This window comes from Stappia sp. 28M-7 (assembly GCF_014252955.1).
Lineage (GTDB): Bacteria > Pseudomonadota > Alphaproteobacteria > Rhizobiales > Stappiaceae > Stappia.
Window position 1 is genome coordinate 3,867,846 of sequence record NZ_JACMIA010000001.1, and the last position, 12,638, is coordinate 3,880,483.

A 12,638-nucleotide genomic window follows, 5' to 3' on the forward strand; every position below is an offset into this window, starting at 1 on the left:
AATGGGTCAACATCCGCTAAGGAAGATGCGCAGGAGGAGACGGAATGGCCCACAGGATACCCAGCGCGGACGAGCGGCTGCCGGCCTATGCGAGGCTGCGCGACGCCCTTGCCTCCCGCATTGCCAGCGGCGAATGGGGTCCGAACCACCCGATCCCTTCCGAGGCGCGTCTGGCGCGCGAGTACGGCATCTCCATCGGCACGGTCCGCAAGGCGGTCGACGGGCTGGTGGCGGAAGGCCTGCTGGAACGGCGCCAGGGCTCGGGCACCTATCTGCGCCGCCCGTCCTTCGACGCGACGCTCTTCCGCTTCTTCCAGGTGCGTGGCCCCGACGGCGCCCCCTCCTCCATCCCGACCAGCGAGCTGATCCTGCGCGCCCGCACCAAGGCGCCGAAGGAAGCCGAGACGGCACTCGGCACCGGTGACGTCATCGGCATCATCCGTCTGCGCTCCCTGTCGGACGAGCCGGTCCTCTTCGAAGAGCTCTACATCCGCGCGGATCGCTTTGCCGGCTTCGAAAGCCTGCCCGACAGCGCCTTCGGGCCGCTGCTGTATCCGCTCTACTTCGAGCGCTTCGGCGTGCTGGTGAAGCGCGCGACGGACGACCTGTCCTTCGGCCGCGCCGACGAGCAGGTCGCCGCCCGGCTGAAGCTCAAAGCCGGCGACCCGCTGGCGATCATCCGGCGAACCGCCTTCGATATCGACGGAACGCCCGTCGAGTGGCGCATCGCCCGCGGCAGTGCCGCGCAATTCCACTACCGCAGCGAAATCGGCTGACAAAAGCCGCCTCACGGGAGAGAAACAACATGAAAATCAACAAGATCATTGTCGCAGCAGCCCTGCTCGGCTGCACCTCCATGCCCGCTCTTGCCGACTATCCCGAGCGCCCCATCGAACTCACCATCCCGGCCGGTGCCGGCGGCGGCACCGACACCAGCGCCCGCAAGCTGGCCCTGCTGCTGGAAGAGAAGCTCGGCACCTCCATCGCCGTGCTCAATGTCGGCGGCGGCGGCGGCTCGGTCGGCGCCTCGCAGTTCATGCAGGCCAAGCCCGACGGCTACGCGCTCTTCGCCACCTGGAACAGCCCGCTGACCACCGTGCCGCAGGTCCAGAACGTCGCCTACACGCTCGACAGCTTCACGCCCATCGCCTCGACCTCCGAGACGGCCTACACGCTGTGCGTCCATCCTGAGTTTCCGGCCGAGACGGGCGAAGAGTTCCTGGCCGAGCTCGCCGCCAATCCGGACAAGTACACCTACGGCAACGACGGCATCGGCGGCACGATGCAGCTGGCGGCTGAACGCATCTTCCAGGCCCGCGGCATCAAGGCGGTCGCCATCCCGTTCGGCGGCGCCGGCGAGACGCTGCAGAACTTCCTCGGCAAGCATGTCGACATCTATGGCGGCTCGATCTCGCCGGTCCTGCCTTACGTGGAGTCCAAGGAGGCCAAGTGCCTCGTGGTGACCTCGGCCGCGGACGTGCCGGCGCTGCCGCAGGCGGCCGGCCTCGAAAGCCTCGGCCTCGGCGACAAGGAAACCCTGCTGTGGCGGGCGATCCTGGGTCCGAAGGGTCTCGACCAGGCCATCGTCGACAAGCTCGCCGCCGTCATCGACGAGGCGGTCAACGACCCGTCCTATGTCGAGTTCCTGGCCTCCAAGGGCGAGGTCCCGAACGTGGTCAAGGGCGAGGCGCTCGGCGAGCGGCTGAAGGCCGAGTTCGACGCGCTGGCCGTCGTCTCCAAGAACCTGGGCCTGGCGAAGTAAGATGGAGCGCAGCCAGGACCTGGCCCTTGGCCTGCTCTTCGCGGGCCTCGGCCTGGCGGCCGCGTGGCAGGCCGGCTCCTATCAGGGAGCCGGCGGCACCTACCCGATGGTGCTGGGTCTGGTCCTGGCGCTGTGCGGCGCTCTGGTGATGCTGCGCGCCGCCCGTTCGAAAACCGATGCGCCGCGGCGGCTCGTCGACGTGCCGGCCAACCTCGTGAAGGCGCTGGCCGCCGGCGTGATCTACGTGGCGCTGATCCTGCCGCTCGGCTTCTACACCGCCTCCGCGCTGCTGATGCTGGCGCTGCCGCCGGTGCTGGGCTTCCGCCGCCCGCTCTACACGGCGATCGTGGCGGCAAGCTTCGTCGCGCTGGTCTGGATCGTCTTCTCGCTGGTGCTCAACAAGCCGCTGCCGCCCGAGCTGTGGGCCGCCTCGCGCCTTGGAGGCTGAGATGGACTTTTTCCTGAACGCCGCCTCCGCCGTGATGGCGACCGGGCCACTGGTCGCCATGCTGGGCGCGACGCTGCTCGGCGTGCTGATCGGCGCCCTGCCTGGCCTCAACCCGGTCATGGCCATCGCCCTCTTGCTGCCGCTGACCTACTCGATGGACCCGCTGGTGGCCCTTGCCATGGTCGCCGGCATCTACAACGGCTCGATGTATGGCGGCGCGATCCCGGCGATCCTGCTGCGCATTCCGGGCACCCCGGCTTCCATCGCCACCACCTTCGACGGCTTCCCGATGGCCGAGAAGGGCGAAGCGGCCAAGGCGCTGAAGATCGCCTGCTGGTCGTCGGCCATCGGCGGCATCGCCAGCGCGCTGGCCCTGATGACCGTCGGGCCGCTGCTGGCCCGCGCGACGCTCTATTTCGGCCCGGCCGAATATTTCTGGATCGCCATTTTCGGCATGGCCTCGGTCGGCGTCATGGTCGGCAGCGACCCGGTCAAGGGCATCATGGCGGCGGTGCTCGGTCTGCTGCTCGGAACGGTCGGCATCGACCAGCTGTCGGGCCAGGCGCGCTACACGTTCGACCAGCCATGGCTGCTCGGCGGGCTCGACCTGGTGGTCGTGCTGGTCGGCCTCTACGCCTTGCCGCCGGTCCTGCAACTGGCCGAAAAGTGCGATTTGAAAGGCCTTTCGGCCGCCCAGCTGCGGCTTTCCAGCGTGCCGTTCCGCAAGGGCGAGGTCAAAGGCCTGCTGCCGACCTGGGGCCGCTCGTCGCTGATCGGCATCTTCGTCGGCATCCTGCCGGGCGCGGGCGGCAACATCGCCGCGTTCCTGAGCTACAACGCCGCCAAGAACGCCAGTTCCGAGCCCGACAGCTTCGGAAAGGGCAACCCGCAAGGCGTGGCGGCGGCGGAATGCGGCAACAATGCCGACAACGCCGCCTCGATGATTCCGGCTCTGACCCTTGGCATTCCTGGCAATGTGGTCGCCGCGCTGGTGCTGAGCGCGCTGATGATCCACGGGCTGCAGCCGGGGCCGCAGCTGTTCCACCAGAACCCGGTGCTGGTCGGCGGCTTCATGATCGAGATGCTGCTGACCTCGGTGCTGATCCTGCTGGTCGGCGGCGCTGCCGCGACACGAATTTTCGCGCAGATTCAAAGGCTTCCGGGCGTCCTTCTGGTGCCCTCGATCCTGGTGCTGATGTGCGTCGGCGTCTATGTGATCAACGGACGGCCGGTCGACCTGTGGGTGATGCTGGCGGCGGGTGCTGCCGGCTACCTGCTCGAAAAGCTGAACGTGCCGCTGGCGCCGATCATCCTGGGCATGATCCTGGGACCGATGGCCGAGCAGAGCGTGCGCCGCGCGCTCTTGATCAGCCGGGGCGATCCGGTGGAGCTGCTGACGCGGCCGATCTCGGCGGTGCTGGCCGCGGCGACGCTGGCGATGATCCTGTGGCCCGTGATGAAGGCACTGAAGCGCCGCCGCACCAAAAAGATGAGCGAAAACAACGCTTGAGAGAATTTCGAGAATTTTCGAGACGGATTTTGCAAAATTTCGAGAAATCTTGACGCAAGCGCTCTCAATCGTCTCAAAAAACGACGCCCGGACGGTGTTCCGTCCGGGCGTTGTCGTATGCGAGGATATCTCGAACCTATCCCCGGAAGCGGGCGACGACCGGCTGTACGCTTATCCCCGCCAGCAGTTTTCCAGTAATCCCCGCCGGTCCGACCCGTGGCATGATGGCGACGGATCGGACGAGCAGGTTTGCCGATTGAAGCGGCGGCGTCTCAGGCGGTCGCTTCGGCCGTCTTGCCGGCGCGGGCCGCGTTCGCCTCGCCGATGTCCCAGAACAGGCCGGCCATCATCGCCAGCGCTTCGCGGGTCATGGAATGGAGCGCGTGCTCGTTCGGCGCGTGCTGGGAGCAGCCGGGGTAGGAATGCGGCACCCAGACGGTCGGCAGGCCGAGAATGTCGGCGAAGGTCTCGTTCGGCAGCGAGCCGGCGAGATTCGGCAGGATCGCCGGCTTCTTGCCCGTAGTCGCCTCGATAGAGGTCTTGACGCGCGTGACCCAGGGATGGTCGGGGTCGAGGCGCGTTGCATGGAAGAAGCCGCGGTCGGCCGGGACGATCTCGACCATCTGGAAGCCGTTGGCATCGAGATGGCGACGCAGCGCCGGCAGGATGTCGTCGGGATCCGTGCCGACCACATAGCGCAGCTGGCAATGGGCATGGGCTCGGCCCGAGATGGCGTTGACCGGAGCGGACGGCACGCCGCTCGTCTGGGCCAGAATGGCGAAGCTGTTCCAGCCGAAGACGCGCTCGGACGGGGTGAGGCTCTCCTCGCCCCAGTCGGTGTCGACGGAGGGGCCGTCGAAACCGCCGACCGGGCAATCCTTCAGCGCCTCGCGCACGGCCGGCGTCAGGCTGGTCGGGCGCCATTCCGGCACCTGGATCTGGCCGCGGCGGTCGGTGATGGAGGCGAGTGCATGGGCCAGCACCATGGCCGGGTCGCGCAGCAGCCCGCCCCAGTTGCCCGAATGGTGGGCGCCCTCGCGCAGCTCGACGCGCAGGTCGAAATTGACCGCGCCGCGCGAGCCCATGAACAGGGTCGGACGGTCGGGATGCAGGCGCGGGCCGTCGGAGGCGATCAGCACGTCGGCGGCGAAGGTCTCGCGGTTCTGCGAGAACAGCTCGGCAAGGCCGGGCGAGCCGCATTCCTCGCCCATCTCGATGATGATCTTGCAGTTGAAGCCGAGCGAGCCGCGCTCCTCAAGGATCGTCCGCAGCGCCGCGATATTGATGCAGTGCTGACCCTTGTTGTCGGCGGTGCCGCGCCCGTAGAGCTTGTCGCCCTCGCGCACCAGGCGGAAGGGATGCAGCCCCTCGCGCCACTGGTCGGTCTGGGCGCGGATGACGTCGCCATGGCCGTAGGTGAGCACGGTCTCGAAGGCCGGGTCCTCGATGCGCTCGGCGAAGAGGAAGGGCACGGACGGGTCAACCGGGTTGGTCATGATGCGGCAGGTGAAGCCGAGGCCGGTGAGCTTGGGCTCCATCTCCTCGACGAGGTAGCGCATCAGCTCCGAGCGGCGGGACGGATCCTGGCTCTCGGTCTCGAAGGCGAGCATGCGGGCAAGCTCGGTCTCGTAGCCGCCGCTCGAAAGGAAATTGTCGATGCGCGCGATGACGCTGTCACGGTTTGCCACGTCAGGCTCCCTCGGTTTCGGGCACGGCGTCGCCCCATGGCGACATGATCTCCGTGCACCCCATGTTGATGCCGTCCTGCCGCAGCACGCCCGCCGGGCAGGCGAAGGCATACGGGAAGACGGTGCGGCGGGTGGCCGTCACCGGATGGACGGCGGACAGCGCGGACACGACCGACTGCGGCAGCGTCTCGTCGGCGAGGATCGCCTCGCCGCCGCTGTTGTCGATGCGCGGCTGGTGGAAGGCCCCTTCCAGGGACATGTCGAAGTCCATCAGGAAGGAGGTGAGGTTGAGCACGGCCGGCAGGATCTTGCGGCCGCCGGACGCGCCGATGGCGAAACGCCGGCCATCCTTCTCGCCGATGGCCGGGCAGACGTTCATCAGGCAGGCCTTGTTGGGCGCCAGCGAGTTCGGCTTGCCGGGCTCCGGATCGAACCACATGATGCCGTTGTTCATCAGGAGGCCGGTCGACGGCGAGACGACGCGCGAACCGAACACCGCCAGCAGCGTCTGGGTGACCGCGCACATGTTGCCGTGCCGGTCGACGACGCTGAAATGGGTGGTGCAGGACGGGGTGCCGGAGCCCTCCGCCTCGCCCGTGTCGCCCATTTCGCGCAGGCGCCGCTCGTAACTGGCCGACAGGGCGCGGGCCATCTCGGAATAGCTGGTGCCGTCCGGCGCGGAGGACGGCGTGAAGGCGGCCTCCATCATCGCCAGGCATTCGACGAGATTGGCGCCCGCCGTCAGGCCGCGCGCGGCATGGACCGTGCCGCCGCGATAGGAGGTCTCCAGCGCGGGAGCGAGAACCGCCCGGTAGGCGGCAAGGTCGGCCTGCGACAGCGAACCGCCCTTGGCCTGGACGTCGGCGGCCATCGCCGCGGCGATGTCGCCCTCGTAGAAGTCGCGCGCGCCGGCCTCGGCAATGCGCCGCAGCGTGCCGGCCAGCCGGGTCTGGTCGAGCCGCAGGTTGGGAACCGCGGTCCAGCCGGAGGATTTCGGCCAGATCCCGTCGTCGAGGAACATGGCCGCGGCATCGGGATCCTTGGCAAGCTCGCGCGCCACGGAGGAGATGATCAGCGAAGCGTACCAGTCGACCAGCATGCCCTCGGCGGCAAGGTCGGCGGCCGGCATGACAAGGTCCTTCCACCCCATCCGGCCCCAGGTGGCATGCGCCAGTTCCATGCCGGCAACGGTGCCGGGAACCGCGATCGCCGTGGCGCCCTGGACGTTGCGGTCCTCGACCACGGACGGCCAGGGGAAGAGGTCGTTCGACTTGCCCGCACCCGACAGCGGGTAGTCGGCCGGATCGAGGGCGGCGGGCGAGCGCATGCCGAAATTGATGCTGTGCGCCTTCTGCTCGTCCTCGCGCCACAGGACCATGGCCCCGCCCCCCGCAGGGCCGCTCATCCACGGCTCCAGCACGCCGACGGCGAAGGAGACGGCAACCGCCGCATCCACCGCATCGCCCCCGGCGGCCAGGACGGCGGCGCCGGTCTCGGCGGCCACCCGGTGCTGGGAGGCGACGACGCCGCCCCTGGTCTCGATCACATGCTTGCGCATGGACTGGGTGCGCGAAAGATTGCTCATGGGCGGCTCCTCACCACAGACGGGACGACGGTGCGGCGATGATCAGCTGGCGGGCGCCGCGTGCAGATGGCAGTCGACATGGCCCTGCGGCCCGGCGACATGAGGGGGCGGGGTGGTCTTGCAGATGTCCATGACCTTCGCGCAGCGCGGATGGAAATGGCAGCCGGACGGCGGGTCGATGGGGTTGGGATAGGTCGCGCCGAGATGGGTGTCGGGCACCGAAAGGTTCGGGTCCGGCGTCAGCACGGATTCCAGCAGCGCCTGCGTATAAGGGTGGCGCGGGCCGGCGAAGAGTTCGGACGCCGGGGCCTCCTCGACGATCTTGCCGAGATACATGACGGCAACGCGCGTCGCCAGATGCTCGACCACCGCCAGATTGTGGCTGATGAACAGATAGGTGAGGCCCAGTTCCTCGCGCAGGTCGCCGAGCAGGTTGAGGATCTGCGACTGCACCGACACGTCGAGCGCCGAGGTCGGCTCGTCGCAGATGACGATTTCCGGGTTCATCACCAGCGCGCGGGCAATGGCGACGCGCTGGCGCTGGCCGCCCGACAGCTGGTTGGGATAGCCGCGCAGCACGCGCTGCGGCAGGCCGACGAGATCGAGCATGCGTGCAACGGACTTGGCCCGCGAGGCGCTGTCGCCGATCTTGTGGACCACCAGCGGCAGGGCGATGATGTCCTCGATGCTCTTGCGCGGGTTGAGCGAGGAGTACGGGTCCTGGAAGATCGGCTGGATCCGCCGGGCGAGCACGGTGCGCTCGCGCGCGGTGACCTCGCGCCCGTCGATCAGCACCTTGCCGGAGGTCGGCGCCTCCAGACCCAGCAGGATCTTGGCGAGCGTGGACTTGCCGCAACCGCTCTCGCCGACGAGGCCGAGCACGTCCTTGCGGTGGATCTTCAGGTTGACGCCGCCGAGCGCATGCAGCGGCTTGGGGGCGGAGAACATGCCCTGCTTGACCCGGTAGGTCTTGGTGACGCCGGCGAGTTCCAGGACCGGAACGGCGCTGGCGTCGGACGCGGCGGCCGGGGCCGCGGCAGCTTCGGTCGTCGTGGTGGGGCTCATGACGGCGCTCCTGCCTGGACCTCGTGGATGCAGCGATACATGTGATCCTCGCCGGTCCGGCGCACCGGCACCTCCGAGGCACACACGGCCTCGGCCACGTCGCAGCGCGAACGGAAGGCGCAGCCTTCCACCTTGCCGATCAGCGAGGGCACGATGCCCGGGATCGAGCCGAGATGCTCGCCGGGCTTGGTCTTGCCCGGGACCGGGATGCAGCGCAGCAGGCCGCGGGTGTAGGGATGGCGCGGGTTCTCGAAGATCTCGCGGGCGCTGCCCTTTTCCACCACCTCGCCGGCATACATCACCACCACCTTGTCGGCGATGCGGGCGACGACGCCGAGATCGTGGGTGACCAGGATCATCGCCATGTTCATCTCGCGCTGGAGATCGGCGAGCAGGCGCAGGATCTGCGCCTGGATGGTGACGTCGAGCGCGGTGGTCGGCTCGTCGGCGATGATCAGCTCCGGCTCGCACATGAGGGCCATGGCGATCATGACGCGCTGGCGCAGGCCGCCGGAGAGCTGGTGCGGATACTGGGAGAGCCGGCTTTCCGCCGCCGTGATGCCGACCTTGCCGAGCAGCTCGATGGCCCGGGCCCGCGCCTCGGCGCGGCTGACCGGACGGTGCAGCTGGAGCGCCTCCATCAGCTGGTCGCCGATGGTGTAGGCCGGGTTGAGCGAGGTCATCGGCTCCTGGAAGATCATCGCCATGCGGTCGCCGCGCAGGGCGCGCATGGCCCGCGGCGACTGCTTGCGCAGGTCGATGCCGGAAAAGTTCAGCCCGGCCGCGTTGCAGCGCATCTTCTTCGACAGAAGGCCCATGATGGCGAGCGAGGTCAGCGACTTGCCGCTGCCGCTCTCGCCGACGATGCACAGGGTCTCGCCGCGCTTCAGCTCGAAGTCGATGCCGCGCACCGCGTGCAGGGTGCCCTGCGCCATCGGGATGTCGATGGTGAGGTTGTCTACCTTGAGGACAGGTTCGCTCATGGATCTCAGCCCCTGTTTTCCGGTGCGGTGACGTCGCGAAGCCCGTCGCCGAGAAGGTTGATGGCCAGAACCAGGATGAACAGCGCGACGCCCGGAATGGCGATCAGCCAGGGCTCGAACAGCATCATCTGCTTGCCTTCCGAGATCATCAGGCCCCAGGACGGGGTGGGCGGCTGCACGCCGAGGCCGAGGAACGAGAGCGCGGCCTCCAGCAGGATGGCGTGGGCCATTTCCAGCGTCGCGACGACGATCAGGTTGTTGACCACGTTCGGCATGATCTCGCGCAGGATGATGCGCCGGGTCGAGCAGCCGATGGCCTTGGCGGCGTTGACGTATTCGAGGTCGCGCACCTGCAGCACGGAGGAGCGCATGACCACCGCGAACCGGTCCCACAGCAGCAGGCCGAGCACGCAGACCACCACCTGCAGCGAGCCGCCGAGGATGGCGACGACGGCCAGCGCCACCAGCACCACCGGCATGGCGAGGCGCACGTTGATCAGGAAGGTGACGACGAGATCCACCCGGCCGCCGAAATAGCCGGCGGCAACGCCCATCGCCGTACCGATGAGGCCGGAGATCAGCGCCGCGAACAGGCCGATGGCGAGCGAGATGCGGGCGCCGTAGAGCAGCCGCGCGAGATAGTCGCGGCCGAGGAAGTCGGTGCCCAGCAGATGGTTGGGGTCGGCGCCCGGCATCCAGAACGGCGGCTTCATGCGCGCCAGGAGGTCCTGGGCATACGGATCGTGCGGCGTCAGCAGCGGGGCGAACAGCGCCAGCGCGACGATGATCGCAAGGACGACGACGCCGAAGACGAGACCGTAGTGACCGAAGATGCGCTTGCGCAGGATCGCGGCCGGGCTCGGGGTGCGGAGGTCTTCCGCGACGGTTTCGATGGTGCGTGCCATGTCGGATCAGCCCACCCGGATGCGCGGATCGAGCCAGGCATTGACCAGATCCGACAGGAACGTGAAGACGATGTAGAACAGCGAGAAGATCAGGATCAGCGCCTGCACGGTCGGCAGGTCGTTGCGGGCGATCGACTCCCAGGCGAGATAGCCGGCGCCATGCAGGGCGAAGATGGACTCCACGACGATCGAGCCGCCCAGCATGAAGCCCATCTGCACGGCGGCGAGGCTGACCACCGGCACCACCGCGTTGCGCAGCGCATGCTTGAACATCACCCGCGTCTCGCTGGCGCCCTTGGCGCGCGCGGTGCGGATGTAGTCGGCGTTGAGCACCTCCAGCATGCCGGCGCGCGTCAGGCGCATGATCGCCGGCATGGCGTAATAGCCGAGCACGACGGTCGGCATGATGAAGTGCTTCCAGGTCGCCGAGCCGGACGGCGGCAGCCAGCCGAGCTGGATCGAGAAGACGACGATCAGCACCAGGCCGAACCAGAAGCTCGGCATCGCCTGGCCCATCACCGACAGGAACAGCGCGGTGCGGTCGATCAGCGAGTTCGGGCGCATCGCCGCGGCAACGCCGAGCGGAATGGCGGTGACCAGCGCGAAGGAGATGCCGCACACGCCGAGCAGCATCGTCGTCGACAGGCGCTCGCCGATCAGCTGGGCGACCGGGACGCGGAAATAGTAGCTCTGCCCGAAATCGCCCGACAGCGCCCCGAACAGCCAGTCGGCATATTGCACGAGGAAGGGCCGGTCGAAGCCGTAGAGGACGCGGATCGCCTCGATGTCGGTGGCGGACGCGTTCTCGCCGGCAATGGCCGAGGCCGGATCGCCGGACATGAACAGCAGGCTGAAGCTCAGCAGCGACACGGTGAAGGTCACCAGAATGGCGAGCCCCAGCCGTTTCAGGGTGAACATAAGCATCTCGGGTTCCGATCGTCAGGCGGCCGCGGCACGCGGGGGCGGAGCGAAACGGGCTCGCCAATACCCGGAAGACCGCGCTCCCTTGCGGGGTGCGGACGGCCGGTCACGGCAAGCTGCGAAAGGCACGATCCGCGCCCGGCGAGAGGAAGGCCGGGCGCGGGTCGCGGCTTGGCGCTTAGTTCCAGCGAACGTGGAAGAAGCGCACGACCTCGTCCGGGGTCGGGGTGAAGGTGGCCTCCTTCGTGAACACGTAGTTCGCGTTGTAGGAGAACAGCGGCACCCAGTAGGCCTCGTCGGCGATCTTGTTCAGCGCCTTGGAGTAGTTCTCCTTGCGCACTGCCGGATCGACCGAGGTGTCGGCGACGTTGAGCCACTCCAGGACCTCGTCGTCACGGGCGAAGTCTTCCTTGCCGTGCTTGAAGAACTGGCTGGTGATCGCCGAGGCGTCGTTGACCGAGTAGGAGCCCCAGGTCTGGAAGCTCATGCTGGTCTCGCCCTTGTGGCGCATGTCGCGCAGGGCCGAGTACTGCAGGAACTTCAGGTTGGCCTGGATGCCGACATTGGCGAGGTAGGACAGCATCGCCTCGGCATAGGGACGGTCGCGATAGGCGTAGAAGTCGACCGAGAAGCCTTCCGGATAGCCGGCTTCCGCGAGCAGGGCCTTGGCCTTCTCCGGGTCGAACTCGTACTTGGTCACGTCCACATCGCAGCCGAACTGGCTCGGGAAGCAGGCCGAGTGCACGACCTTCGAGGCGCCCTTGAGCAGGTTGTCGACGATGGCCTGGCGGTCGATCGCATGGGCGATGGCCTGACGCACCTTGGTCTTGGTCATCGGGTTGTCGGCGCCGCTGCGGCCCGCAGCGTCGAGCTCCAGATAGCCGACGCGCATGGTGCTCTCGTTGACCACGTTGACGCGGTCCATCATCGCCAGCTTCTCGGCCTGATCGGCCGGGACGCCCCAGATGAAGTCGAGGCCACCACTGAACAGCTCGGCGAGCTGGGTGTTGACGTCGGGAATGGTGCGGATGTCGATGGTGCCGATGCTCGCCATGCCCTTCGGGCCGCCGTGATAGCCCTCGTACTTCTTCAGCACGAAATGCTTTCCGGGCTCGACGCTCTCGACCTGGTAGGGACCGGTGCCGACCGGCTTCAGCGCCATGCCGGCGGGACCGGCCTCGGCGTAATACTCGTTCGGATAGATCGAGACCGGACCGGCGAGATACTCGAGCGCGGCCGGGAACGGGCCATTGGTGAAGATGCGGACGGTGTACTTGTCGACCTTTTCCGCGCCCTTCATCCAGTTGACGTTGCGCTGGACGACGACGCCGTTCTCCGGCTTGGCGACGAACTCGACCGTGTAGACCACGTCGTCGGCGTCGAACTCCTCACCGTTGTGGAACTTGACGCCCTCGCGCAGCTTCAGCTCCAGCGTGGTGTCGTCGACCCAGGTCCAGGAGGTCGCGAGGTTGCCCTCGTACTCGCCGGTCTCCTGGTTGAGATAGAGCAGGCCGTCCCAGATGGACCGCTGCAGGATCACGCCCTCGCGGGCGGAATTGAAGTAGCTGTCGACCGATTCCAGTTCCTTGGTGAAGGCGGCGTTCAGCGTGTCATTGGCCTTGTCGGCCATGGCGCTGCCGGCAGTCATGACGACGGCCAGGGCAACGGTGCTCATCAGGAGGCGTGTCTTCATCTGCTCATTCAACCGGCGCGGCACCGGTCCCTCTGGTTTTCGATTATTATATAATAATACGTTTGACCGTATTATGGT

11 protein-coding genes are annotated in these 12,638 nt (G+C 67.5%); 4 read left to right on the forward strand and 7 right to left on the reverse strand.

The window, feature by feature from the left end; translation table 11 throughout:
- The first annotated feature begins 44 nt into the window (after positions 1-44).
- From H7H34_RS17365 to H7H34_RS17380, 4 genes are read left to right on the forward strand one after another with little or no spacing between them, the layout of a single operon-like run.
- Entirely contained in the window at positions 45-776 is a 732-nt protein-coding gene (locus H7H34_RS17365) for a GntR family transcriptional regulator (protein WP_185925931.1), read from the forward strand.
- A 29-nt stretch (positions 777-805) separates the two neighbouring features.
- The gene (locus tag H7H34_RS17370; protein ID WP_185925932.1) at positions 806-1,762 is read left to right on the forward strand and encodes a tripartite tricarboxylate transporter substrate binding protein; all 957 of its coding nucleotides are present in this window, start codon (positions 806-808) and stop codon (positions 1,760-1,762) included.
- Between the two features lies 1 nt (position 1,763).
- Positions 1,764-2,210 carry a tripartite tricarboxylate transporter TctB family protein gene (locus tag H7H34_RS17375; RefSeq protein WP_120269368.1) on the forward strand — a complete coding sequence of 149 codons (447 nt, stop codon included), beginning with the start codon at positions 1,764-1,766 and terminating at the stop codon, positions 2,208-2,210.
- A 1-nt stretch (position 2,211) separates the two neighbouring features.
- Entirely contained in the window at positions 2,212-3,720 is a 1,509-nt protein-coding gene (locus H7H34_RS17380; protein WP_185925933.1) for a tripartite tricarboxylate transporter permease, read from the forward strand.
- 272 nt (positions 3,721-3,992) lie between these two features.
- On the opposite strand, the gene H7H34_RS17385 is transcribed toward H7H34_RS17380, so the two are convergent.
- From H7H34_RS17385 to H7H34_RS17415, 7 genes are all read right to left on the reverse strand, one after another.
- Positions 3,993-5,408, reverse strand: coding sequence for a M20 family metallopeptidase (locus H7H34_RS17385; RefSeq protein WP_371811421.1), 1,416 nt, complete (start codon positions 5,406-5,408; stop codon positions 3,993-3,995).
- A gap of 1 nt (position 5,409) precedes the next feature.
- Positions 5,410-6,993: a gamma-glutamyltransferase gene (locus H7H34_RS17390; protein WP_185925935.1), complete on the reverse strand. Its 1,584-nt coding sequence runs from the start codon at positions 6,991-6,993 to the stop codon at positions 5,410-5,412.
- A gap of 42 nt (positions 6,994-7,035) precedes the next feature.
- Positions 7,036-8,058: an ABC transporter ATP-binding protein gene (locus H7H34_RS17395; protein ID WP_185925936.1), complete on the reverse strand. Its 1,023-nt coding sequence runs from the start codon at positions 8,056-8,058 to the stop codon at positions 7,036-7,038.
- A complete protein-coding gene (locus tag H7H34_RS17400; protein ID WP_185925937.1) occupies positions 8,055-9,041 on the reverse strand; it encodes an ABC transporter ATP-binding protein in 987 nt (328 codons plus the stop codon). The genes H7H34_RS17395 and H7H34_RS17400 overlap by 4 nt, the downstream gene beginning before the upstream one ends.
- 5 nt (positions 9,042-9,046) lie before the next feature.
- The gene (locus H7H34_RS17405) at positions 9,047-9,946 is read right to left on the reverse strand and encodes an ABC transporter permease (protein ID WP_120269374.1); all 900 of its coding nucleotides are present in this window, start codon (positions 9,944-9,946) and stop codon (positions 9,047-9,049) included.
- A gap of 6 nt (positions 9,947-9,952) precedes the next feature.
- Entirely contained in the window at positions 9,953-10,870 is a 918-nt protein-coding gene (locus H7H34_RS17410) for an ABC transporter permease (RefSeq protein ID WP_067219642.1), read from the reverse strand.
- A 175-nt stretch (positions 10,871-11,045) separates the two neighbouring features.
- On the reverse strand, positions 11,046-12,542 hold the full coding sequence (locus tag H7H34_RS17415) for an ABC transporter substrate-binding protein (RefSeq protein WP_245165111.1): 1,497 nt from the start codon (positions 12,540-12,542) through the stop codon (positions 11,046-11,048).
- Between the last annotated feature and the right edge of the window lie 96 nt (positions 12,543-12,638).

Coding starts and splice junctions, on each gene's coding strand:
- H7H34_RS17375 (WP_120269368.1), top strand. CDS start 1,764: ATGGAGCGCAGCCAGGACCTGGCCCTTGGCCTGCTCTTCGCGGGCCTC.
- H7H34_RS17365 (WP_185925931.1), top strand. CDS start 45: ATGGCCCACAGGATACCCAGCGCGGACGAGCGGCTGCCGGCCTATGCG.
- H7H34_RS17370 (WP_185925932.1), top strand. CDS start 806: ATGAAAATCAACAAGATCATTGTCGCAGCAGCCCTGCTCGGCTGCACC.
- H7H34_RS17410 (WP_067219642.1), bottom strand. CDS start 10,870: ATGCTTATGTTCACCCTGAAACGGCTGGGGCTCGCCATTCTGGTGACC.
- H7H34_RS17415 (WP_245165111.1), bottom strand. CDS start 12,542: ATGAGCACCGTTGCCCTGGCCGTCGTCATGACTGCCGGCAGCGCCATG.
- H7H34_RS17400 (WP_185925937.1), bottom strand. CDS start 9,041: ATGAGCGAACCTGTCCTCAAGGTAGACAACCTCACCATCGACATCCCG.
- H7H34_RS17405 (WP_120269374.1), bottom strand. CDS start 9,946: ATGGCACGCACCATCGAAACCGTCGCGGAAGACCTCCGCACCCCGAGC.
- H7H34_RS17395 (WP_185925936.1), bottom strand. CDS start 8,058: ATGAGCCCCACCACGACGACCGAAGCTGCCGCGGCCCCGGCCGCCGCG.
- H7H34_RS17380 (WP_185925933.1), top strand. CDS start 2,212: ATGGACTTTTTCCTGAACGCCGCCTCCGCCGTGATGGCGACCGGGCCA.
- H7H34_RS17390 (WP_185925935.1), bottom strand. CDS start 6,993: ATGAGCAATCTTTCGCGCACCCAGTCCATGCGCAAGCATGTGATCGAG.